This window comes from Sphingobacterium sp. NPDC055431 (assembly GCF_053644255.1).
Genome location: NZ_JBSHLH010000004.1, coordinates 1 through 23,281 on the forward strand (window position 1 = coordinate 1; position 23,281 = coordinate 23,281).

The window sequence follows — 23,281 nt, forward strand, 5'->3', positions numbered from 1 at the left end:
CACCTAGGCAACTGAGCGAAAGACGAGATTCGAACTCGCGACCCCAACCTTGGCAAGGTTGTGCTCTACCAACTGAGCTACTTTCGCTTGACGTGCTGCAAATATAGAGAGATTTAACAAAGTTGAAAAATAATATCCTGATAAAAAATGCAATGTGCTTGTAATGTGCGTAATAATTTTATCACGAAGCCAGAAAAAGGGCATAATAATAGCTTTTGGCGCGATTTTTATCTATTTTCGTAGATTAATTCTTGTTTATGCAACTTCGACTCTTTACTATACTCTTTTTATGCTTTCTGGGCTTGAACAGTAAAGCTGAATCCTATCCTGAGGTGGTATTTGATAATAGTTTGGTGAAAGGAACTTATGCCCGCAGTATCGTTAATTATTCGGGCGATAGTTGGGTGGAGAATGTCCAAAAAAACCTTTTGGTTTCGGACAGCTTATTTTTTACTCCTGGGAATGCGCTTTCCCTAAAATACATTTCCTCCGAAATGGGAGATTGGGATGTGCTGATCAAGTATAGTAGGCAGAAATTTCACTATCGGGTGTCCTTCGATGATATCCTGAGCCTAAAGATCTTTGTAGGTTCTGCTGGTACAAAAGCTGAAAACTTACCTTCAATTTCTATCCAACAAGGGATGAATCAATCAGTTTCTATCCCATTGGGAGATTATATCGAAGATTATAACCATAGCAGTTGGATGAGCGTGAAGATTCCACTGAAGGAATTTGCAGGCTTGAATATTGATCATAATATCTCTGGGATTATACTTAGGCAACATCACTCCAGTGAGGTTACCAATCAATTATTTCTGGATCAGATAGAATTCCTTCCTACCAAATATTCAGAGGCTCCCTTGACATCCAATGCGGTATTATCCAAAGCTACTGCTTATGGGAAGCATGTGGACCTACAGTGGCAGGTTCCCTTGACACCTAGTATCCGCTATGTTAAGATCTATCGCTCCTTGGACAACAAAGAATTTAAAGCAGTGGCCATCCGACCAACCTATATGCTGAGGAGCTTGGACTATGTGCCTGTTTTAGATAAGAAATATTATTATAAGATTGCCTGGGTGGACTACAACTACCGTGAATCGCCATTTTCAGAAGTGCTAGAGGTAGAACCCAAACAGCTTAATGAAGATCAGTTATTGGATCTGATCCAACTTGCCAACGTAAATTATTTCGTTGAGAATTACGATATCAATTCAGGAATGTACATGCCCTATCGCATGAAAGATAAGGCAGTGGTTTCTGTTCGTGAAACCGGAGGTGCCATGCTGAGCATGTTGGTGGGTGTAGAGAAAGGATTTGTAAGCAAAGCATTGTTCCTAAGTCGGGTTAAACGGATTGTAGGTTTTTTGGGTAAGGCCCAAAACAATAAGGGCTTCTTTCCTGCTTATTTTGATGGTAGAAAAGGACTGCCTTTATATCTAGACGATATTCCACGTTATGACGTGCAAGCCACGAGTTCCTTGATGGAAGCCTTATTGGTCATCCGTCAGTACCTGACTACCGATGCAGCAGATGAAAATAAGTTACGCGCGGATATTACCCAGTTGTGGGAAAGATTGGATTGGAGAGGAGTGACCTTGCCGTCTGATCCATTGGTGTTAAGATCAGCAATCGAAATGGTAGATGAGTATTTTACCTTTGATCCCTTGGTTGGTATCAATGGAGGCCTAAATGCCTACATGTTAGCCATTGCTTCCACAAAATCAAGCTTGCCACCTGAGGCCTTTGCCAACGCTTTAAAATATAGATTTGAAAAGCCAAGGGGAAGAAATTCGATCCGACGGATGGGCACCGATCATGAATCCAATTTAGGGGATTCCGTTAATCTGATGATGGATGCTGAAAAGGTATTGATTTCCGTTCCTGGGCAGGATTCCATATTTAAAGTGGCTTCAGCGCATGATACCCTGATGTACGGTATCAAACTTCCATTCGGAAACTATACCACGAGTCTATTGGATATGTACAGGCCTTTTAATACGATCAACCCGAATCTAAGTAAGGTAGGAGAGTATGACCTGAAATCAGTTCTCCAAAAATATACACAAGTGGCAAAACGCAGGGATAATGAGATTGGCGTAGGTACTTCAAATTCTGATATTTGGGGATTCTATCAATATAGAGATAGTATTGGTACTTTCCGGATCAATCCTGCCATAGCGATTTCGTCCATGTTTTTGGATGAGAGCCGTTCTAAGCGTTCCATGTATGCCATGTACAATCAATTTGGAGAATACCTCTTTACCGAATATGGTTTTAGAGCATGGATGGATTTGCGGACAGATGATGTTTCTGACGAGTATATTGCCAACAACCAATCCAACCTTGCCATCCTGTTGGAGAACGCCAGAACAGGGCTGATCTGGAACTTATATCAGGCAATTCCAGAAATCAGATCTGCGGAACAAAGAATCTTCAAGAAGTGACATTTTTAATAGTAATATCACTATATTTACAGAATAATAACTTTATAAAAACTCATGAAGCGAATCAACTATTTAACTTTAATTTTTTTAGCGGGTCTTACTTTATTTTCTTGTAAACAACAAGCATTGGTTGTGAACCCAGGGGCTGTAGTCAGTCAAGATGGAACCAATGATGGATTGAAAAATGTGAAGAGAGAATTTGAGGACGCGAAGCAGACAAATGAAGGTATTTTAGTTTCCATATCATCCGATTTATTGTTCCCGACGAATTCTTCCTATTTAACAGATGGAGCAAAAACTGAATTGAGCAAATTGGTGAAGGTATTGAAGACTTCCAACGCCAGTTCCAAGATCAGAGTTGATGGACATACTGATGCTACAGGTACTCCGGAGTACAATGTTTGGCTGTCAGACAAGCGTGCAGCTTCAGTGGAGAAGTTTTTGGTAGATGCGGGGATATCTGACGCTCGAATTTCAACAAAAGGTTTAGGCCAGACCAAACCAATTGCTGACAACAAAACTCCAGAAGGAAGACAAAAGAACAGAAGAGTAGAAGTGGTGATCTTGAAATAAAGAACCTCTAAAAATATATAAAAACGCAGTCCGCAGTAAATGGGCTGCGTTTTTTGTTTGCTGGAATTTGATAGGTTGCTAATTTATTAATTGATCGATATGGAAAGCTAAAATTGCAAAATGACTTTTTAAAAACAGAGCTTTGCCTTTAAAATCCTAGTTTAGATTTACTTAAAGAATTGGAGATTTTAGTTCCTAGAATTTGGGAGTTTATTAGGATAATATTAAGTATTTTTGTTAGTTCAAAGTTTTAGGGAGAAGAGAAAGATGTATATAATTTTTGATACGGAGACTACGGGTTTGCCAAAGCGTTGGGATGCACCAATTACGGATACAGATAACTGGCCGAGGTGTATTCAGATTGCTTGGCAATTGCACGATGAAATGGGAAGGCTGGTTGAGCATCAGGATTATTTGATCAAGCCGGATGGTTTCAACATTCCCTATGATTCTGAAAAAATCCATGGTATTTCTACTGAATTGGCAGAATCTGAGGGTATACCCCTGACTGATGTTTTAGTTAAATTCAATGAAGCATTAGCAAAGGCGAAATTTGTGGTAGGTCAGAATATTGGTTTTGATATCAATATTATGGGCTGTGAATTCTACCGTTATCAGGTGGATAGTCCAATGGCTTCCATGCCAATCCTTGATACCTGTACGGAAGTCACGGCAGAGCTATTGAAACTGCCCGGTGGTCGTGGTGGCCGATATAAGTTGCCTAACCTAACAGAATTACACAGTTATCTGTTTGGGGTTCCATTTGCTGAGGCGCACAATGCTACAGCCGACGTGGAAGCAACTACGCGATGCTTTTTTGAGCTGATCAGAAAAGATGTATTTACGCCAAGTGATTTACAGGTTGATACCGGCTATTTTGTAGAATTTAGAAAAGAGAATCCTTCCGTTGTTGAATCGGTAGGACTGAAGCATGTAAACCTGAAGGCGGCCTCTGACGCAATCCGTCAAGAGGAAAGCATGGGGGTTAAAAAGGTTGTCATTGATCCTGAAACTCTAGCTAAATTTGAAGCAGCTGAGTTTGCCCACTTACATAATCATACCCAATTTTCAGTTTTACAGTCCACAATTTCCATTGATAGCCTGATCCAAGCAGCAGCCAAGCATAAAATGTCGGCAGTTGCCATGACGGACCATGGTAATATGATGGGAGCCTTTCACTTTGTTAGCAAGACCTTAGGTCACAATAAGGATGTAGAAGCAAAAATTAAGGAAGCTGAAGAAAATGGCGAGACCTATGATGGTCGGATGATCAAACCCATTGTGGGTTGTGAATTCTTTGTATGTGAGAACCGTAAAGACAAAAGCAGAAAAGACAATGGTTATCAAATTGTCTTTCTGGCCAAGAACAAAAATGGATATCACAACATGGCAAAAATGGCTTCAGTAGCTTATACTGAAGGATTTTATTATGTGCCGAGGATCGATAAGGAAACTGTCGAACGCTATAAAGAAGATTTGATCGTTCTTTCAGGTAACCTAAATGGTGAGGTTCCTAGCAAGGTTTTAAATATAGGTGAAGCCCAAGCAGAAGAAGCGCTGATCTGGTGGAAGGAACAGTTTGGCGAGGATTTCTATATTGAATTGATGCGACATGGTCAGGAGGACGAAAACAGGGTAAATGATACCTTGGTCCAACTGGCAGAAAAACATCAGGTGAAGGTAATCGGGACCAACAATACATATTACGTCAATAAAGCTGATGCGCACGCGCACGATATTCTATTATGTGTTAAGGATGGTGAAAAGCTCTCTACACCGAAAGGGAGAGGTCGCGGATTCCGATTTGGTTTACCAAACCAAGAATACTATTTCAAATCTGCTGATGAAATGAAGCAGGTTTTTAAAGATACACCACATGCCATCATCAATATACAGGAGGTTTTGGATAAGATTGAGATTTATTCCTTGAACAGGGATGTCTTACTTCCAAAATTTGAAATCCCTGAACAGTTCCAATCGGAAGAGGATTTGGTTGATGGTGGAAAGCGTGGTGAGAATGCCTTCTTAAGGCACCTGACCTATATCGGTGCGGAGAAACGATATCCTGAGATTACCGATTCCATTCGGGAGCGATTGGATTTTGAATTGGCTACGATTGAGAAAACAGGGTATCCTGGTTATTTCTTGATCGTACAGGACTTTATTGCTGCCGCCCGTGAAATGGGAGTATCAGTAGGTCCGGGTCGTGGTTCAGCAGCAGGTTCTGCCGTTGCCTATTGTTTGGGGATTACCAATATAGACCCCATCTTATATGATTTGCTATTTGAGCGTTTCTTGAATCCTGACCGTGTTTCCATGCCCGATATTGATATCGACTTCGATGATGAGGGGCGTGGTCGGGTAATGCAATATGTAATCGACAAATATGGAGCATCACAAGTAGCGCAGATCATTACTTATGGAACTATGGCAGCGAAATCTTCTATCAAGGATACTGCCAGGGTTTTGGATCTTCCACTTTCTGATGCCAATGAAATTGCAAAATTGATTCCCAACTTGAAACTAAGTAAGATCTTCAATCTGGAGGACAAAGCGCTGAAGGAAGTTTTGCGTAGTGAAGAGTTGGAAGCCGTCAATAAACTGAAGTCTTTGGCTGATGGTGCCGGTATTGAAGCGGAGACCATCAAACAAGCCAGGGTCTTGGAAGGATCGATGCGTAATACGGGTATACATGCCTGTGGGGTAATCATCACACCGGATGATATTACGAATTTCGTTCCAGTATCTTTAGCGAAGGATTCAGATCTATATGTCACCCAATTCGACAACTCGGTCGTTGAAAGTGCGGGTCTGTTGAAGATGGACTTTCTAGGCTTAAAAACGTTAACCTTAATCAAGGATACCGTTATCAACGTAAAATTGAGCCATGACATCGATTTGGATCCCGATAATTTCCCTATTGATGATGTAAAGACCTACGAACTGTTCCAGAGGGGTGAGACCATTGGTATCTTCCAATACGAGTCTCCGGGGATGCAGAAATATATGAAGGAATTAAAACCGACAGTCTTTGCGGATTTAATTGCCATGAATGCATTATATCGTCCAGGTCCGATGGAATATATTCCTAGTTTCGTAAAACGTAAGCATGGAATTGAACCTATCACCTATGACTTGGATGCCTGTGAGGAATACCTGAGTGAAACCTACGGTATTACAGTTTACCAGGAGCAGGTAATGCTTCTGTCCCAGAAGCTTGCGGGATTCTCAAAAGGTGATGCCGACGTTCTCCGTAAGGCGATGGGTAAGAAACAAAAAGCGGTCTTGGATAAGATGAAGCCTAAATTTGTTGCCCAAGCAGAAGCGAATGGACATAGTGCAAAGGTTTTGGAAAAGATCTGGACTGACTGGGAAGCATTTGCATCCTATGCCTTCAATAAATCCCACTCCACCTGTTATGCCTGGGTCGCCTATCAGACTGCGTACCTAAAAGCACATTATCCAGCGGAATATATGGCTGCTGTACTTTCCAATAACATGAACGATATCAAACAAGTAACGTTCTTTATGGAAGAGTGTAGGAGAATGGGTTTAACTGTCTTAGGTCCAGATGTTAATGAGTCGCATTATAAATTTACGGTAAATGATGAAGGGGCTATCCGTTTTGGTATTGGAGCAGTGAAAGGTGTAGGAGCAGGAGCCGTAGAAACGATTGTAAATAGTAGAACTGATGGTCCATACAAGTCAATATTTGATTTAGCTAAGCGAGTTGATCTTCGGATGATCAATAAGAAAGCATTCGAAAGTCTGGCTTATGCTGGAGGATTTGATTCCTTTTCGGATACCCACCGTGCACAATACTTTTTCTCGGACACCGATAGTAGTTCGGGGATTGAGAAGGCCATTAAATTTGCTCATAAATTTAAAGAGAATGAGAACTCCGCGCAGGTAAGTTTATTTGGAGCGGGTGGAGCTGTTGAATTGCCTGAACCGACCTTGAATCCATGTCCAGCATGGGGATTGATCGAGAAGTTGAAATATGAAAAAGATGTGATCGGAATTTATCTGACCAGTCACCCTTTGGATAACTATAAATTCGAAATGCGCCATTTCTGTCCAAATAATGTGACAGACCTACAGATGATCAATAAGGTGAAAGCTGCGGAAGTAGAGCAGGAGCTATTACTTGAATTTAACCGGATCAAGAACAAGGAGGTTGTTTTAGGAGGGATTGTGGCCTTGGCAAACCATAGGGTTGCCAAATCGGGCAAACCTTTTGGTTCATTTATTATTGAAGATTATTCAGACTCCTATGAGATCATGGTTTTTGGTGAAGATTATGTGAAATTTAAAGGTTATTTGCAGGAAGGCTATTTTGTCCAGATCAGGGGATTGGTGCAAGAGCGTTTCAAACAAGTTGGTAACTGGGGATTTGAGCTGAAAGGAATCCAATTGCTATCTGATTTACGCGAAAAGATGGCAAAAAGCTTTACTATTCAGTTTCCATTGCATATCTTAAATCAGGAATTTGTCAAAACATTAGAAGAGTTAGTGAGTTATACTCAATTAGAAGGACAAGAGGCAAACTGTCAATTAAAGTTTATGATCATGGATCTTCAGGATGAATTGTCCATTGAAATGCCTGTAAAGCGTAAGAAGATTTTTATCACCAATGAATTTTTGGATGGATTGGAAGCTTTAGAGAGTGTGCGATATAAATTAAATTGATAGCATATAAAAAAAATAATAGTTGTAAGTAAATAGCATGTATAAGCGAATGCTTATATTTGTGTTCATTTAAATTGTAAAATCATAAAAACATAATCAAAATGGCATTAGAAATTACAGATGGCAACTTTGATGAAGTTGTATTAAAATCAGATAAACCAGTACTAATTGACTTTTGGGCAGAATGGTGTGGCCCATGTCGTATGGTAGGTCCATTGGTGGATGAGATTGCAACGGAGTACGAAGGTAAAGCAGTGGTAGGTAAAGTTAATGTTGATAACAATCCAGATATTTCTGTTCGTTATGGAATCCGTAATATCCCGGCTTTGTTGTTCTTTAAGAATGGTGAGATTGTTGACAAACAAATCGGTGCTGTTCCAAAATCAGTATTGACTGATAAATTAGAGAAACAACTTTAAGACTAGAAAACAAAATAAGGTAGGGCGATTAGAAATAATCGCCCTGTTTTTTGAACCAGGATTAATGGGATAAGAGGATGGGCCAAGATTTGGATTAAAACCAGGATGGAAAGGATGGGAGGATAGGCCAAGATCTGGGTTTGAACCAGGAGGGAAAGGATAAGAGGATGGGCCAAGATTATTCCGATGGCATGGTAGCATCTCGGCGGTTATCTAGCCAAGCCGAGGTGCTGCTCGATGAGCATGCCTTCATTCCAAATTTCTCACATCTCATATCTCACATCTCATATCTATAATTTAATGTTATACTTAAATCCCAATGTAGCCCAGCGGCTTGGCATTGGGACTGCTCCAACTTCGATGTATTGTGCATCAAATATATTCTGGATATCGCCGTAGATGGTATACTTAGATTTTTGGAATGCGATGCGGGCATCGGACACAAAATATGAGTTGTTTGAAGTCCTTTCTAGCCAACGATTTGCAGTAATAAAATTCCAATTTCCGGTATGGAAGCTAATAGTTGCGATAGCCTGATGTTTTAAGCTTTCAATTCCGTATTTGATTATGCTGTTCTTGTAATTGTTTACAATAGAAGGGTTTAAATAGCTGTAGGAAAAGTTGAAGTTCAAGCTTTTTCTTTCGGCAATCTGGTAATTGTATAATAGATTGGAAAAGATTCCGTGGGTTTTATTGTTCCCTAAATTATTTGCTTGGTAAGGTACATCCGTACTTTCACGCATCCAATCAATAAAGTTATCGATATCACGATAGAAGTAGCCCGCCCTTATACTGAGGTCCCCTTTAGAATAGGAAGTTCCGATTTCGTTTTGCCAAGCATTTTCACTTTTTAGATCTGGATTTCCAATATTTCCGGGTCTTTGGTTTAGATACAGGTCTGTAAAGGTTGGGATCCTTTGGCTGGTCCCACTGCTTGCCGAAATCTTCCAGTTGTCATTGATCAGGTAACTGATATCTAGTCCAGGGAATACCTGCCAATCGTAATCAGAATTGTAATTGATATAGGCCCCTAGGTTGAAAATAAACTTCCTAAAATAGGTTGAACGGAATTCAGTGAAAAATCCAAGGTTATTGCGACTATGATCTCCAATGTTGGAGCTATTGATCTTTTCATGTCTTGATTCAATCCCTAATCCCAAATCACCGTATTTAAATTGTCTGTATGCATTTAATTCCCCTGAGAGGCTATGTGTATAGTGATGGCTTCTTCCTTTGCTCAAATCATCTTTAAAGTATCTATAATCATCATCATTATAGCGGTAATTGAACCTAGGATTCAGGTACCAGTTTTCGTTCAGCTGGTGTTGAGAGGAAATACTTGATAAAAATGTCTCTACCAACTCTTCTGAATTTTTATCCCCGGGTGCTGCATAATAACCATTTGCACCAAACCTGTTGTTCATATAGCCAGCCATCATTTGGATCCTGTTGTCCGAATTTATGACTAGGTTGTTTTGATAATAGATTCTTTCGTTATCAGATCCTGTATTATATCGTTGACCATTGCTATGCTCTTTACTGGCATATAATTGATGTTGGTTGCTTTTATTATAAAAAGTTCCTCCAACCTGAATACCTGTTCCATAGTAGATGCCATCCTTATCCGTTTCTTCCACTTTGTCAAAAGAAGTCCCTGCATATAGATGGGTATATACTGAATTATGTTCCACTTGTTTGGTTACAATATTGACAGCTCCGGTTAGGGCGTTGATTCCATACATCCTGGAGGCAGGTCCACGAAGGATTTCAATTCTTTCGATTGCTTCTAATGGAATAGGGATATTGAGCATGTGGTGACCTGTCTGTGGATCAGATAATTTAACACCATTGATCAATACCAGCGTTTGGTCGAAACTACCACCATCGATGCCGATATCAGCTTGGGTTCCGAAAGGACCACGCTGACGGATATCTACGCCAGACACGTACCTTAAGACCTCATTGATACTTGTACTTGGTAATTTCTTAAGGTCCTTTTGCGTCAAGACCTGGATATTGCGGCTATGTTGATTGAAAGGAATCTGAAATCTGTTTTCCTGAATGATGACCTCTGAGATTTTGGTTGTATCATTCAAGCTTTGTGTAAAGGCGAATGTAGGTATAGAACAAAAAAGGAATAATAACTTTTTGGTTGACATTTTAATTAAATTTTTGCCAAAATTAGTTAAAATGTTTAGTTGAACGAATATTCTAATGCCATTCTTCTCGACCTTTAGGGATATGATTGATCTTAAGGTCTATACTATCAATTTTGTTTTCTAGGATTTGAGTGTTGGCAAGGTCAGGCTGTCCTGCATCCACCCAAGCTGTAAACCATATTGAGCCGATGGCATGGATTGATTTTTTCATTCGTCGCATGACCATACCATTTAACTGATTATGATAATTTGTGACATAGAAGTCGGAGTAGTTTGTTTGTAATTGTTGACCTCGCTGGATAAAGGATCGATGTAGGACTTTTGGAAGTTTATTTGACAAATCCTTTTCAACTTTTAATACGGAATCGAGGAGGGAATGACTTTCAAGGACTGCCTGCCACGCAAAACCCAGAACATCATCAATATAGACTGCCGGTCCGACATATAAACTATACTTGTTGCTATATCTTTCAGGCAATCGGGTTTCCCATAGGGCATGGATTCCAATCTGGTCTGTTAACTGTCCGTTATAATTACTGCTGGTATGTAATGGAACATGGGCATCAGCTACATAATGACCTAAATCAGCAGAGATCTTAATAATTCGGTCAATATCCTTTTCGAAGAAGGCTTTTTTTAATTGACGATATGACTTCTCGATTTGCCAAGGAACAATTCCACGGCTGATCAAATATTTTTCCTGATATTTTTCCTTTGCTTTATTCCATGGGATCTGGATAGAATCGTGCTGATCCCAACGATCCAGATCAATAAAGTGACGTGGTGACTCCGCTGGGTCAATGTAAACCCTTTTATCGGCATTGATGGCATACTCACGGATTTGATAGTGGTGTTTCTTATAAAAGACACTGAGATCAGCAGGAAGGGTGAAAATGGCATTTTGATTCATCAATTTATGCGGTTTAAAACCCCATGCAGATAGGATAAGGATAATAATTCCTGAGATGAACAAAATACAACATTGTTTCATGTTGGTTAGTAGAGATTTATCGAAAAATAATAATTTTAAGTTAAGATATATAAGATTTTGTCGAAACATGTTAACTGAAATTTGTTACTTTGCTGAAGTCAAATACTGATTCGATGAAAATATTATATGCTGTTCAAGGGACTGGAAATGGGCATTTATGTCGAGCTATCGATATTATTCCATGTCTTCGGGAATACGGTCAGGTCGATGTTCTAATCAGTGGCATACAAGCCGATATCGATTTGCCATTTGAAGTCAAATATCGATACCATGGATTGAGCTTTATTTTTGGCAAGTCTGGTGGTGTAGACCTTTGGAAGACCTTTATGAGTTCAACCGTCCGGAAATTTGTCAAGGAAGTGAATTCTGTTCCAGTGGAAGACTATGATTTGGTAATCAATGATTTTGAACCCATTTCTGCTTGGGGATGTTATTTTAAGGAAAAGAACTGTATTGGACTAAGTCATCAGATCGGTGCTTTTGATCCTTCGAGTCCTAAACCTGAGGAGTCGGACATGTTGGGGAAATTTATCATGAAGAATTATGCTCCATCGAATATCTCCTATGGTTTTCACTTTAAGTCCTATGCATCCCATATCTTCACTCCAGTAATCAGGCAGTCAGTAAGAGAATTGGAACCTAAGGATCTTGGGCATTATACCGTATATTTACCTTCTTATGATGATTCCCATTTATTAAAGCACCTATCACGTTTTACGGATGTAAAATGGGAGGTTTTTTCGAAACATAACAAGAAGCCATTTAGACTAAAGAATGTGTCCATCAATCCTATCAATTCGGATGCTTTTGTACAGAGTATGGCAGAATCTTCAGGCGTTTTATGTGGTGCAGGATTTGAAACTCCTGCGGAAGCCCTATATTTAGGGAAGAAATTATTGGTGATTCCAATGAAGAACCAATATGAGCAACATTTAAATGCAGCATCTCTGGAGGAAATTGGCGTACCTGTGATCAAAAGTCTAAAGAAGAAATCTGAATTGGACATTGAATCTTGGTTAAATGCAAAATCTAAGGTAAACGTGGATTACCAAGACTGTACGGCAGAGATAATCGATAAAATAATAAAAAACCATAAACCATAATGAAGTACATTTTAGGAATCTTTTTTTGTTTAGCAATAAGTTCGCAAAGTCAGGCACAGGCCTTATCAAATGCCAACGATTCTTTGTCTTATGCTTTAGGCCAAGACTTAGGATCTTATATCAAAAGGATGGATCTGCCTATCAATAAGGCGAAATTGTTACAAGCAATAGGAGATGTGCTGGAAGGTAAGGATCCATTATTTAAGGATGAAGACCGAGAGCAGATAATCCGTGATGGATTACAGAAGATCCAGGACGAAAAGAGTGCAGGATTAAAGAAATCTGCGGAAGAATTCTTGACAAAAAATAAAAGCAAAGTTGGAGTAAAGGTGACTCCTGAGGGAGTGCAATATGAAGTCCTAAAAGAGGGAACAGGATTGAACCCTTCATTGACCGATACGGTAAAGGTTCATTATATTGGAAAGGTCCATACTGGAGAAACCTTTGATAATTCCTATGAACGTGGTGAGCCATTGGACCTTGAATTGGATAATGTAATTGAAGGATGGAAAATCGGTATCCCCTTGATGAAAAAAGGAGCAAAATATAGATTTTTCATTCCTTATAATTTAGGCTATGGAGAACGTGGCAGTGGTCCAATTCCTCCATACAGTACCTTGATCTTTGATGTGGAACTATTGGATATAAAATCCCCAAATGAGAATGCAATATAATAACTTAGGTAAATCGGAATTAAAGATATCTGAAATTGGACTTGGCGCGATGTCGTTGGTGCAAGGTCATGATGGAACGAATTCTTATATTATCAAGCATGCGCAAGAGCTTGGTATCAATTACCTCGATACATCGGACCTTTATGACAAAGGGAAGAATGAGGAATTGATAGGCAGGTTGCTTGAAGGAAATCGTGATAAATGGATTTTAGCATCTAAAGTCGGGAATAAGTGGAAAGAGGATGGAAGTGGCTGGGATTGGGCGCCAAGTAAGGCCTATATCTTAAAATCTGTTGATGAATCTTTAAGTCGTCTAAGGACTGATTACCTCGATCTTTATCAATTACATGGAGGTACCATTGAGGATCCATTTGATGAAATAGTTGAAGCCTTCGAATTATTGGTTCAGCAGGGAAAGATCCGCTATTACGGTATTTCATCCATTAGACCAAAGGTGTTCCTAAATTATGCCAAGAATAGCCATATTGTTTCTGATATGATGCAGTACAGTATCTTTGATCGGAGGCCAGAGGCGTATTTTCAGGAACTTGCGGATAGTGGAATTTCTGTATTAGCTCGTGGTACTGTTGCCCAAGGGTTATTGTTAAAAAAAGCTGCCCAGAAATACTTGAGCTATTCCGTTCATGAAGTTCTGGAGATCCAACGTGAAATATCAGAGATAGCAAATAAATTAGGTGTGAATAATTTGGCACTTGCTTTAAAATATCCATTATTACATCATCCTGTAGCCTGCAGTGTACTCGGGATAAGGACTAGGGAGCAAATTAATTCGTTGGACCTGGTTGTTGACGAAATGAATAAGATTAAATTACAGGACTATCAGGAATTGTTGGCTAATATGCCCGAAGTTAGTTATTAAAGGAATTTTATACTTCTGATCTAATAGAAAGGGCAGGAGGAATAGAGATATAGGATAAAGGTCAAGAATAAATCTTGACCTTATTTTTTATTATTTGCTGAAATATTTTTTGAGGATATCCTGTAGATCTTCGGGGCTATCGATGGCATCGTTAATATGGGTAGATACCGCAGTTTGGATCCTGTAGCCATTATCTAACCAGCGGAGCTGTTCCAAAGATTCTGTCGTTTCAAGTTTAGATATAGGTAACCTGGCTAATTCCTTTAAAGTTTCAACCTTAAAACCATAGATGCCAATATGATTGTAATAGGTTTCTTTGGAGAGCCATTCTTTGATGTCAACACCTCTCATATAGGGGATTGCCTGCCTAGAGAAATACAATGCTTCGCTTTTTTGGTTTAATACCACCTTCGGCTTATTTACATTTTCCAGATCCGTAAGTTCTTGAATCGGACGGACAAGGGTTGCAATTTCTACTTCAGGTCTTTGGAAGCAGGAAACCAGTAAATCAATCTGTTGAGGATCAATAAAAGGTTCATCACCTTGAATATTGATGGCGATATCAAAACCCGAGATGTTATTGATGACCTCAGCACAACGATCAGTACCAGATTGGTGTTCTTTTTTAGTCATGACGACATTGCCCGCAAAACTTTTCACATGGTCGAATATCCTTTGGTCATCCGTAGCGACAACGACTTCGCTGAGTGAGGCGGCATGTTTTACTTGGTTGTAAACACGCTGGATCATGGTCATTCCGGCGATATCCACCAGCGGTTTTCCGGGAAATCTTGTTGAATCGTATCGAGCAGGTATTATTCCAATTACTTTCATAGATTAAAAATAAGAAAAGCCGAAGAATATCGGCTTTTTAGTTCTTAAAATAAACCGAAGAGTTCGGCTTCTATTTTTTGGATAATTTTTCCGAGATCTTCCTGATTATTGGCAAAATCCAGATTATCCTTATCTAGAATCAATAGTTTTCCTTCAGAATAATTATTGATCCATTTTTCGTATTTCTCGTTCAGCTTAGAAAGATAATCCAAACGTATTCCAGATTCGTAGTCACGGCCTCTTTTTTGGATATTGTTTACCAAAGTAGGTACGGATGCACGAAGGTAGATCAAAAGATCTGGTGGTTTGATGTAGTTAACAATGCTTTGAAAAATATCGGAATAGTTTTCAAAATCGCGGGCACTCATCAAGCCCATATCATATAAGTTTTCTGCAAAGATGTAAGCATCCTCATAGATGGTCCTATCTTGGATCATGTTGATCTCTCTATTCTGTAGATCCACAATATGGCGGAATCTAGAATTTAGGAAGAAAATCTGCAGGTTAAAGGCCCATCGTTTCATATCGCTATAGAAATCCTCTAGGTAAGGGTTATTCTCTACGGCTTCAAATTGAGGCTCAAAGTTAAGGTGTTTGGCAAGTAATTCTGTTAAGGTTGTTTTACCAGCTCCAATATTTCCAACAATTGCTATATGCATATTCTAATACAATTTTTTTAAACCGATAATTTCACGAACTTCTTTCATTGTTTTTTGGGCACTTGCCTGGGCTTTTTCAGCGCCCATTTTTATGACTTTGGCAATGTAAGCATCATCCTCACTGATTTCTTGGATTCGTGCTCTCACTTCACTGGTGGCATTTACCATATCTTCAGCAAGTTGTTTTTTGAAATCACCGTAGCGGATTTCGGCTTTATTATATAATCCATCGAAGTGTTGAACGGTATCAGGAGTAGATACGACATTCATCAAATCGAAGAGGTTTTGTACAGCTTCAGGTTTTACTTGGTTCTGTTCCGTAGGACCAGCATCGGTTACCGCGCGCATAATCTTTTTACGGATAACTTCCTCGGCGTCGGAAAGATAGATACAATCGGCTTCACCGTTTGATTTTCCCATTTTACCTTGGCCAGATAGTCCTGGGATCTTGATGAGCTTGTCTGCATAACTGAATGCAAATGCTTCTTTGAAATAATCTACCTCATACAGACGGTTGAACCTGTTTGAAAAGGTCCTGGTCATTTCCAGATGTTGTTCTTGATCTTTTCCTACAGGCACTTTAGTTCCGTGGTGGATCAAGATATCACAGGCCATAAGGACAGGATATGTCAATAGACCTGCATTGACATTATTAGGGTTTGCTCTAACCTTATCCTTAAATGCTGTAGATCTTTCCAGTTCACCTAAATAGGCGTTCATATTCATGTATAGATAGAGTTCAGCAACTTCAGGTACATCAGATTGAACGTATATAGTTGATTTTTCGGGGTCTAATCCAGCGGCAAGGTATTCTACCACCACATTGCGTACAGTTTCTTTGAGGCCATGTGGAGTAGGGTGAGTCGTTAAAGAGTGTAAATCTGCAATAAAAAAGAAGCAATTGTATTCGTCTTGCATTTTGACGAAATTTTTCAATGCCCCATAATAATTTCCAAGGTGTAATTTTCCGGTACTTCTAATACCACTAACAACGGTTTCCATATAACTGCGAAGTTACATAAAAAACAGGAAAATTGATACAGCTAGTACGGATGATAAACGGGGTTTATCGGAATTCAACCGAAGGCATTGAAAATTGCTATCCTAATAAATATGAGGGTTTTCCAGCAGGTCGGTAACATAACCCAATACTTCAACTTCCAAGGCTCCATCTTCCAGCATGGAAAAAGTAAGGTAAGCCGCATAGATTTCACACGAAAAGGTGACATGTTTATCCGATACAATGGTGTCGATGACGCCCTCACGGACATCAATCCCTAAATGTTCCAGTTCGTTATGTAGGTTGGTTGAAATACTATCATGATCTTCTCCAGAAGCAAATCCAACAATGATATGTAGGATCAGTTTATCAAACAATTCTGGATTCATATTTCTGAATTTATTGGCATATAAATCAGCATCAAAACGACTTTTCGCACTTGAGACGATTTTGTCCCAAATTAGGTACTCAGTTTTAGTTTGCATAATAGAAGTTTATAAATTGTTAAAGGTAAATATAACTAATTATCTCTTTTAATACAACGTCACAAAGTCGTTAATCTTATGATGTTTATGCAAACAATTGGGATGTTAGGATGGTTTTAAGGATAGGTTTTAAATATTTAATTATTATGAATTCAGAAGAGAACAAAAAACAAAATAAGGTGAATGATGATGACCAAGGACCTAAAGATCCAAAGGACTTGACCTATAATAAGGAAGATTCCTCCTACGAATTGGATGTCAATGATAATGATCCAGATTGGGAGCATCCTTCGGACTATGATACTATCAGTGAAGGTGCTGCAGACGATGACTCTACCTATGACTCGTCGAATCCCTATGTAGGTGAAGAATATGCCCCATTAGATGAACTTCAGGAGGAAAATCTAGAGGATAACAATATGCATGTCGAAGGGGAGAGCATCGTACGGGTATCTAAAGAAGATGAAGAGTTGTCGAGAGATGCTGAAGATGAGCGCGATGATTTGGATGAAGAAGGCTATCCTAAATACGAAGGCGATTAATTCCTATTGACTGAGTCGGTTTTTCTAATTGAATGGCTATATTTAGGCTTTCAAAAATTTTGATATGCAAATTGATTTAACTGGTAAAAAGGCCTTAGTTGGTGGTGCTACTTCGGGAATCGGGAAAGCAATTGCCATGGAATTGGCGGCATGTGGAGCTGAAGTCACCCTGATGTCCAGGAATGAGGACAAGTTAAAGGAAGTTTTAATGGAACTTTCGGCGGTAAATGGCCAGAAACATGGTTATCTGCAAACCGACTTTATGGACTTTGAGCTGCACCAAGCCAATTTAACGGCTTATTTTAATGCGCATCAGGTAGATATCCTGGTGAACAATACCAATGGACCTGCAGCAGGAGATGTCTCCCATAAAAATATCGGAGATTATCAGCAGGCCTTTGATCTGTTGTTCAAAAACGCTGTTTATACCTCTGAATTAGCCTTGAAAGGTATGCGTTCCTCAGGTTTTGGACGTATTATCAATGTTTCCTCCCTGACCGTGAAAGAACCTCAGGATAGCCTAGTGCTTTCCAATACGATGCGGGTCGCCTTAGTCAGTTGGAGTAAATCACTTTCAAAAGCGGTTGCTGCAGATGGAATTACAGTCAATTCCATTTTGACAGGTTATTTTGCAACGGATAGACTTTATGACCTGATGAATAATCAGGCAAAAAATGAGGGAGTTTCCTTAGAGACGATTGAAAAGCGACGGATTGAAAGTATGCCTATCAAACGATTGGGTAAACCGGAAGAATATGGTTATTTAGCAGCTTTCTTAGCTTCTCCTTATGCCAACTTCTTGACTGGGGCCTCCATTCCATTGGATGGCGGTCTTTCCAATGTCGTCTTTTAGATAAACGGTTGGAAGCTATTCGGCTTCCAACTGTTCTTTGTATTTTTTCTTGTGTTCTTCGATCTCTTCTGGCATTTCAGGGTATTTGATATCCTTATATGTTGAAAGTACTTCGTAAATAATCTTTGCGACCAAGAATCTACTGATTGGTTTAGAATCTGAAGGAATAACATACCAAGGTGCATGTTTTTTGCTGGTATTCTTGATGGCATCCTCATAGCATTCCATATATTTACTCCACAGTGCTCTTTCCTTTAAGTCTCCAGGAGAGAATTTCCAGTTTTTTTCTTCCTCCTCCAATCGGCTCAGAAGTCTGTCACGTTGTTCCTCCTTGCTGACATTCAAAAAGAACTTGAAGACAATCATACCATTTTGTGTCAATCGTTCTTCAAAGTTGTTGATTTGCTGGAAGCGCATTTCCCAAAAATCATCTGGTAAATTTTGAGGATCAGTGATATGAGGAATCCTTTCGTTCAGAAGGTATTCAGGGTGTACCCTTGTTACCAATACATTTTCGTAATGGGTCCGATTGAATACCGTGAATTTCCCTTTTTCTGGCAACTTGATTTCATGTCGCCATAAATAATCATGTTGTAGTTCGATTTCTGTTGGTGTTTTGAAGCTTTCAACAACTACCCCGCGTACATTCATTTCCTTGAAGACTTCTCGAATCAAGGAATCCTTACCAGAAGTATCCATCCCTTGCAGACAAATCAAAACTGAATATCGGTCATCTGCATACATTTTGTCCTGAAGAGCAGCTATTTTCTTTCTTAATTCCTTTAATTCAAGCTTTGCGTCATCCTTTGTTATCTCATCTTTTATACTGGTGGGATGTTCATTTAGTTTGAAATTGCTTTTTGCCGTTAGCCTTTTTGCATAGTTTCCCATAAGCTTTATTTTGTTGAACACAATTTAATAAATAATTGTTTAATCTACGTTTTGCCCTAGGGTCAATAATTTATTATCCAATGAGCTGATAAATAAAATTATCATTTATTTCAGTGATAATTAAAAATATCATCGTTTTTAATGATAAATTTGTTTATCATTTATTTTGATGATAATAAGAAATATCATTATATTGGATGATTAATAAAAAGACAGCCATGAGTTACCATGTCATATTAACAGGAGATGTAGTGCATTCAAGGTCGCATGATGCGAAAGAATGGCTTCCGAGGTTAGAGCGGGGCATCAAGAAACATGCACTGACCTATGATATTTTTCGTGGGGATAGTTTTCAGGCCGAAGTGCCTATTGAGGCCTGCTTTCAAGCGATATTTTATTTAAAGTCAGAAATGAGGCAATTGGAAGGAATGGATATCCGAATAGGAATAGGAGTGGGGAAGGTTGATTTCATTGATAAAGATATAAAGAAGTCGAGCGGAGAGGCTTTTGTTTTTTCAGGTCAATCATTGGATAGCCTGACTAAGGAAAGTTTGGAATTCAAATCGCAATGGAAGGATCTGGATGAGCGCTTGAATTTAATATTAACTTTGACAACCCGCTTAACGGACCAATGGACTCCCAATATGGCTGAAACAGTTCAGGCAGCAATGGACTATCCCAATGCCAACCAGACTGAATTGACGAAGATCATCGGGAGAAAGCACCAGAGCCAAGTGAGTACAGAACTTAGTAAAGCGAATTATTCCAAGATGAACCAAGTAATCGATTATTGCACAAAAGATTTAAAGGCCTATGTTAATTGATCTGCTTAAAATGTTGATATCCCACATTTTAGGGGATTTTGTTTTTCAGCCGAAATCGTGGGTTGATAAACGTAGGACACATATTCAATATTTGTTTTATCATGTTGCGGTGCATGCAGGTCTATTGATATTATTTTTTATCAATGATCTGGGCAATAAATGGCAAAGTATCCTTTTCCTGGTTGCGGCACATTTAGCTATCGACAGCCTAAAAATAGGTTGGGAACAAAAATGGCCCTCGAATCCTGTCCGAATTTTCCTGGTAGACCAAGCCTTGCATATAGCGAGTATTTTTGCTGTCTATTATTTTAATAATATGGCTGCCTTCCAGGATATTTTAACAAATATGAACTGGAACCATGTGCTGCTCTATACCATAGCCATATTGTTGATCGTATTTGTAATACCAATTGTGATCCGTGTGTTTTTCAGCAAGTGGAATAAGGAAGTTGAGTTCAACAGTAAGCGAAAAGAAACCTTATTTGATGCCGGGACCATTATTGGAATCTTGGAAAGAGCAATGATATTGGGCTTTGTGCTGCTTGGCTTGAATGAGGGGATTGGGTTTTTGCTGGCAGCTAAATCAATATTTAGGTTCGGGGACCTAACGAATGCGAAGGATACAAAATTTACGGAGTATGTACTGATCGGAACTTTGTTAAGTTTTGGACTTGGTATGTTGGTCGCATTTGGCTTAAAATATCTACTAACAATAATATAATCTAATATGAAAATAAATCTAAAAAGGTTCAAGAGCCTATTTTGTCTATTTGCTGCGGTCTCTATGAGCACTGGCGCCATGGCGCAAAGTGCTTCATTTGAATCTGACCTTAAAAAAATAACGGATAAATATGATGCCGTAGGCTTGGCCATTGTGGTTGTAAAAAATGGAAAACCTGTTTATGAAAAGGCTTTTGGCTATAAGGACCTAGAAACAAAAGCTCCATTAACCACAAATGATCTATTCAGGATTGCATCTATTTCCAAATCGTTCAGTTCTACGGCAATTATGCAACTTGTAGAACAAGGAAAGGTTTCGTTAGATGATGATATCAGTGATCTGGCTGGATTTAAAATAAGGAATCCTAAATTTCCGGACACCAAAATAACATTGGAAATGATGCTATCACATCGTTCCAGTTTAAATGATTATAATGGTTATTTTACTTTTGATGTTCTAGATACCACAAAGAACAAAGAATGGGAGAAATCCTATAACAGTTATGAACCAGGAACCGATTATGAATACTGTAACTTGAACTTCAATATCATTGGGGCGGTATTGGAGAGATTAACTGAAATTCGATTTGATAACTATATCAAACAACAAATACTGAATCCATTAAAATTGGATGCGGGATATTGCGTAGACTCATTGGACCAAAGTCGATTTGCAAAATTGTATGATAAAATAGATGGTGAATATGATGAACAAAGTGCTGCTTACTATCCAAGATCTGAGGAGATCAGGAATTATAAGATGGGAGTGAGTACACCTGTTTTTTCACCAACTGGGGGAATGAAGATCTCGGCACATGATCTAGGTAAATATATGCAGATGCATATGAACTATGGGAAATTAGGTAAGAAGCGAATCATCAGCAAAGCAAGTTCACAAAAAATGCAAAAGGGCTTATCTCCAAAGGAAAATTATGGCTTAGCATTATTGGAAACCTATCAATTAATTCCTGGGGAACATATGATCGGACATACTGGCTCAGCCTATGGCCTTTATAGCAACATGTTTTTTGAGCCTAATAAAAAGTTCGGTTTTGTCGTGATAACCAATGGTTGCATTCCAACGATTGATCGAAATGAAGATATTGTAATGTCGAAAGAAGTTATTAACTTACTCTATCAAGATTTCATAAAAAAACAGTAACGAGTGCCATTAACCTTCTGAGCATTAGGTTGCAAGGTCCACAAAAGGATTAAAGGGGGATATTTTGGGGCAGTTTACTTGAAAAATTAACTACTTTTGTAAAAATTATTCAAATTGAGAATTTAGCAATATGATTATTCAACCAAGAACTAGAGGTTTTATCTGCTTGACAGCGCATCCAGAAGGAGCGGCAGAGAATATCAAAAACCAAATCGATTACGTAAAATCTAAAGGCGAGATTAAAAACGGGCCTAAAAAGGTATTGGTAATCGGTGCATCTACCGGATTTGGGATTGCTTCACGCATCAGTGCTGCATTCGGTTCAGGAGCAGCAACTATCGGAGTGTTTTTTGAAAAACCAGCATCTGAAGGCAAATTAGGTACTGCAGGTTGGTACAATAGCGCTGCTTTTGAGAAAGAAGCTCATGCTGCTGGCTTATATGCAAAAAGTATCAATGGCGATGCTTTCTCGGATGAGATCAAAGCGCAAACCATTGAATTGATCAAAAAAGATCTTGGACAGGTTGACTTGGTTGTCTATTCTTTGGCATCCCCACGTCGTACACATCCAAAAACTGGAGTTCAACATGCTTCAGTATTAAAGCCAATCGATCAGGCTTTTACCAATAAAACTGTTGATTTCCATTCTGGTGTTGTATCAGATATAAGCATTCAACCTGTTGATTCAGATGATGACATCAAAAATACGGTTGCTGTAATGGGTGGTGAAGATTGGAAATTCTGGATTGAAGACCTTAAAGCTGCAGGCGTCTTAGCAGAAGGCGTTAAAACTGTTGCATATTCTTATATCGGCCCTGAATTGACTTATCCTATCTATAGAAATGGTACAATCGGTCGTGCTAAAGATGATTTGGAAGGAACTGTTCCAACCATCAATGAAATTTTGAAAGATTTGCACGGTATCTCCTATGTTTCTGTAAACAAAGCATTGGTTACACAATCTAGTTCTGCAATTCCAGTGGTTCCTTTGTATATTTCATTATTGTATAAAGTGATGAAGGAAAAAGGAATCCATGAGGGAACAATCGAGCAGATGCAAAGATTGTTTGCTGAAAGATTATACAATAATGTAGAAACTCCTTTAGATGAAAAAGGCAGGATCCGTGTTGACGATCTTGAAATGAGAGCAGATGTTCAAGAAGAGGTAGCAAAACTTTGGGAACAGGCAACAACGGAAAACTTAGAAGAGATCTCTGATATCGTTGGTTACCGTAATGATTTCTTCCAACTATTTGGTTTTAACTTTGATAATATCGATTACGATAAAGATACTAGTGAATTGGTACAAGTGCCTAGTTTGGCAGAATAATCCAACCTCATTTAGAAATATTCGGGAGTTGTCTTTTGGCAACTCC

At 39.0% G+C, this 23,281-nt stretch carries 20 protein-coding genes and 1 tRNA gene; 13 read left to right on the top strand and 8 right to left on the bottom strand.

Annotation, left to right across the window (positions count from 1 at the left end; all coding sequences use genetic code 11):
• Positions 1-14 precede the first annotated feature (14 nt).
• Positions 15-87 (bottom strand) — tRNA-Gly (locus ACWIB3_RS05620).
• Positions 88-257: 170 nt separating this feature from the next.
• Between ACWIB3_RS05620 and ACWIB3_RS05625 the strand changes: the two genes are divergently transcribed.
• From ACWIB3_RS05625 to trxA, 4 genes are all read left to right on the top strand, one after another.
• A complete protein-coding gene (locus ACWIB3_RS05625) occupies positions 258-2,447 on the top strand; it encodes a glucoamylase family protein (RefSeq protein ID WP_454291124.1) in 2,190 nt (729 codons plus the stop codon).
• A 54-nt stretch (positions 2,448-2,501) separates the two neighbouring features.
• Complete coding sequence (locus ACWIB3_RS05630; RefSeq protein ID WP_185214370.1) at positions 2,502-3,020, top strand: OmpA family protein; 519 nt, start codon at positions 2,502-2,504, stop codon at positions 3,018-3,020.
• 267 nt (positions 3,021-3,287) lie between these two features.
• Entirely contained in the window at positions 3,288-7,709 is a 4,422-nt protein-coding gene (gene dnaE / locus ACWIB3_RS05635) for a DNA polymerase III subunit alpha (protein ID WP_454291125.1), read from the top strand.
• A 101-nt stretch (positions 7,710-7,810) separates the two neighbouring features.
• Positions 7,811-8,128, top strand: coding sequence for a thioredoxin (gene trxA, locus ACWIB3_RS05640; RefSeq protein WP_093096263.1), 318 nt, complete (start codon positions 7,811-7,813; stop codon positions 8,126-8,128).
• Positions 8,129-8,418: 290 nt separating this feature from the next.
• Here trxA and ACWIB3_RS05645 read toward each other — a convergent pair whose 3' ends face one another.
• Positions 8,419-10,287 carry a TonB-dependent receptor plug domain-containing protein gene (locus ACWIB3_RS05645; RefSeq protein ID WP_454291126.1) on the bottom strand — a complete coding sequence of 623 codons (1,869 nt, stop codon included), beginning with the start codon at positions 10,285-10,287 and terminating at the stop codon, positions 8,419-8,421.
• Positions 10,288-10,339: 52 nt separating this feature from the next.
• On the bottom strand, positions 10,340-11,197 hold the full coding sequence (locus ACWIB3_RS05650; RefSeq protein WP_313259844.1) for a zinc dependent phospholipase C family protein: 858 nt from the start codon (positions 11,195-11,197) through the stop codon (positions 10,340-10,342).
• 194 nt (positions 11,198-11,391) lie between these two features.
• Between ACWIB3_RS05650 and ACWIB3_RS05655 the strand changes: the two genes are divergently transcribed.
• From ACWIB3_RS05655 to ACWIB3_RS05665, 3 genes are read left to right on the top strand one after another with little or no spacing between them, the layout of a single operon-like run.
• On the top strand, positions 11,392-12,381 hold the full coding sequence (locus tag ACWIB3_RS05655) for a glycosyltransferase family protein (RefSeq protein WP_185214374.1): 990 nt from the start codon (positions 11,392-11,394) through the stop codon (positions 12,379-12,381).
• Positions 12,381-13,055 carry an FKBP-type peptidyl-prolyl cis-trans isomerase gene (locus ACWIB3_RS05660; protein WP_313259107.1) on the top strand — a complete coding sequence of 225 codons (675 nt, stop codon included), beginning with the start codon at positions 12,381-12,383 and terminating at the stop codon, positions 13,053-13,055. The genes ACWIB3_RS05655 and ACWIB3_RS05660 overlap by 1 nt, the downstream gene beginning before the upstream one ends.
• Positions 13,039-13,935 carry an aldo/keto reductase gene (locus ACWIB3_RS05665; protein ID WP_454291127.1) on the top strand — a complete coding sequence of 299 codons (897 nt, stop codon included), beginning with the start codon at positions 13,039-13,041 and terminating at the stop codon, positions 13,933-13,935. Before ACWIB3_RS05660 ends, ACWIB3_RS05665 begins: the two co-directional genes overlap by 17 nt.
• A 90-nt stretch (positions 13,936-14,025) precedes the next feature.
• On the opposite strand, the gene kdsB is transcribed toward ACWIB3_RS05665, so the two are convergent.
• The 4 genes from kdsB to ACWIB3_RS05685 all read right to left on the bottom strand — a co-directional run bounded on the left by kdsB (position 14,026) and on the right by ACWIB3_RS05685 (position 16,913).
• On the bottom strand, positions 14,026-14,769 hold the full coding sequence (gene kdsB, locus ACWIB3_RS05670) for a 3-deoxy-manno-octulosonate cytidylyltransferase (protein WP_454291128.1): 744 nt from the start codon (positions 14,767-14,769) through the stop codon (positions 14,026-14,028).
• A 44-nt stretch (positions 14,770-14,813) separates the two neighbouring features.
• The gene (locus tag ACWIB3_RS05675; RefSeq protein ID WP_094256336.1) at positions 14,814-15,428 is read right to left on the bottom strand and encodes a deoxynucleoside kinase; all 615 of its coding nucleotides are present in this window, start codon (positions 15,426-15,428) and stop codon (positions 14,814-14,816) included.
• 3 nt (positions 15,429-15,431) lie between these two features.
• The gene (gene trpS, locus ACWIB3_RS05680) at positions 15,432-16,430 is read right to left on the bottom strand and encodes a tryptophan--tRNA ligase (protein ID WP_185214377.1); all 999 of its coding nucleotides are present in this window, start codon (positions 16,428-16,430) and stop codon (positions 15,432-15,434) included.
• 102 nt (positions 16,431-16,532) lie between these two features.
• Positions 16,533-16,913 (bottom strand): hypothetical protein, encoded by a 381-nt coding sequence (locus tag ACWIB3_RS05685; protein ID WP_185214378.1) that lies wholly within the window; start codon positions 16,911-16,913, stop codon positions 16,533-16,535.
• A gap of 146 nt (positions 16,914-17,059) precedes the next feature.
• Between ACWIB3_RS05685 and ACWIB3_RS05690 the strand changes: the two genes are divergently transcribed.
• A complete protein-coding gene (locus ACWIB3_RS05690) occupies positions 17,060-17,455 on the top strand; it encodes a hypothetical protein (protein WP_454291129.1) in 396 nt (131 codons plus the stop codon).
• A 64-nt stretch (positions 17,456-17,519) separates the two neighbouring features.
• Entirely contained in the window at positions 17,520-18,308 is a 789-nt protein-coding gene (locus tag ACWIB3_RS05695) for an SDR family oxidoreductase (protein WP_454291130.1), read from the top strand.
• 15 nt (positions 18,309-18,323) lie between these two features.
• Here the strand turns inward: ACWIB3_RS05695 and ACWIB3_RS05700 are convergent, their stop codons facing one another.
• The gene (locus ACWIB3_RS05700) at positions 18,324-19,199 is read right to left on the bottom strand and encodes a PPK2 family polyphosphate kinase (protein WP_254527043.1); all 876 of its coding nucleotides are present in this window, start codon (positions 19,197-19,199) and stop codon (positions 18,324-18,326) included.
• 197 nt (positions 19,200-19,396) lie between these two features.
• Here ACWIB3_RS05700 and ACWIB3_RS05705 point away from each other — a divergent pair, with 197 nt between their 5' ends.
• The 4 genes from ACWIB3_RS05705 (at position 19,397) to fabV (ending at position 23,235) form a co-directional block, all read left to right on the top strand.
• Complete coding sequence (locus tag ACWIB3_RS05705; protein ID WP_185214382.1) at positions 19,397-20,023, top strand: hypothetical protein; 627 nt, start codon at positions 19,397-19,399, stop codon at positions 20,021-20,023.
• A gap of 10 nt (positions 20,024-20,033) precedes the next feature.
• Entirely contained in the window at positions 20,034-20,744 is a 711-nt protein-coding gene (locus ACWIB3_RS05710; RefSeq protein WP_237219460.1) for a DUF3307 domain-containing protein, read from the top strand.
• Between the two features lie 6 nt (positions 20,745-20,750).
• Entirely contained in the window at positions 20,751-21,905 is a 1,155-nt protein-coding gene (locus ACWIB3_RS05715) for a serine hydrolase domain-containing protein (protein WP_454291131.1), read from the top strand.
• A gap of 130 nt (positions 21,906-22,035) precedes the next feature.
• The gene (gene fabV / locus ACWIB3_RS05720) at positions 22,036-23,235 is read left to right on the top strand and encodes an enoyl-ACP reductase FabV (protein WP_185214384.1); all 1,200 of its coding nucleotides are present in this window, start codon (positions 22,036-22,038) and stop codon (positions 23,233-23,235) included.
• The last annotated feature ends 46 nt before the right edge of the window (positions 23,236-23,281 follow it).

Bases quoted from the DNA above. Each gene is read 5' to 3' on its own strand.
- ACWIB3_RS05625 (WP_454291124.1), top strand. From the start codon at position 258: ATGCAACTTCGACTCTTTACTATACTCTTTTTATGCTTTCTGGGCTTG.
- ACWIB3_RS05630 (WP_185214370.1), top strand. From the start codon at position 2,502: ATGAAGCGAATCAACTATTTAACTTTAATTTTTTTAGCGGGTCTTACT.
- dnaE (WP_454291125.1), top strand. From the start codon at position 3,288: ATGTATATAATTTTTGATACGGAGACTACGGGTTTGCCAAAGCGTTGG.
- trxA (WP_093096263.1), top strand. From the start codon at position 7,811: ATGGCATTAGAAATTACAGATGGCAACTTTGATGAAGTTGTATTAAAA.
- ACWIB3_RS05645 (WP_454291126.1), bottom strand. From the start codon at position 10,287: ATGTCAACCAAAAAGTTATTATTCCTTTTTTGTTCTATACCTACATTC.
- ACWIB3_RS05650 (WP_313259844.1), bottom strand. From the start codon at position 11,197: ATGAATCAAAATGCCATTTTCACCCTTCCTGCTGATCTCAGTGTCTTT.
- ACWIB3_RS05655 (WP_185214374.1), top strand. From the start codon at position 11,392: ATGAAAATATTATATGCTGTTCAAGGGACTGGAAATGGGCATTTATGT.
- ACWIB3_RS05660 (WP_313259107.1), top strand. From the start codon at position 12,381: ATGAAGTACATTTTAGGAATCTTTTTTTGTTTAGCAATAAGTTCGCAA.
- ACWIB3_RS05665 (WP_454291127.1), top strand. From the start codon at position 13,039: ATGAGAATGCAATATAATAACTTAGGTAAATCGGAATTAAAGATATCT.
- kdsB (WP_454291128.1), bottom strand. From the start codon at position 14,769: ATGAAAGTAATTGGAATAATACCTGCTCGATACGATTCAACAAGATTT.
- ACWIB3_RS05675 (WP_094256336.1), bottom strand. From the start codon at position 15,428: ATGCATATAGCAATTGTTGGAAATATTGGAGCTGGTAAAACAACCTTA.
- trpS (WP_185214377.1), bottom strand. From the start codon at position 16,430: ATGGAAACCGTTGTTAGTGGTATTAGAAGTACCGGAAAATTACACCTT.
- ACWIB3_RS05685 (WP_185214378.1), bottom strand. From the start codon at position 16,913: ATGCAAACTAAAACTGAGTACCTAATTTGGGACAAAATCGTCTCAAGT.
- ACWIB3_RS05690 (WP_454291129.1), top strand. From the start codon at position 17,060: ATGAATTCAGAAGAGAACAAAAAACAAAATAAGGTGAATGATGATGAC.
- ACWIB3_RS05695 (WP_454291130.1), top strand. From the start codon at position 17,520: ATGCAAATTGATTTAACTGGTAAAAAGGCCTTAGTTGGTGGTGCTACT.
- ACWIB3_RS05700 (WP_254527043.1), bottom strand. From the start codon at position 19,199: ATGGGAAACTATGCAAAAAGGCTAACGGCAAAAAGCAATTTCAAACTA.
- ACWIB3_RS05705 (WP_185214382.1), top strand. From the start codon at position 19,397: ATGATTAATAAAAAGACAGCCATGAGTTACCATGTCATATTAACAGGA.
- ACWIB3_RS05710 (WP_237219460.1), top strand. From the start codon at position 20,034: ATGTTGATATCCCACATTTTAGGGGATTTTGTTTTTCAGCCGAAATCG.
- ACWIB3_RS05715 (WP_454291131.1), top strand. From the start codon at position 20,751: ATGAAAATAAATCTAAAAAGGTTCAAGAGCCTATTTTGTCTATTTGCT.
- fabV (WP_185214384.1), top strand. From the start codon at position 22,036: ATGATTATTCAACCAAGAACTAGAGGTTTTATCTGCTTGACAGCGCAT.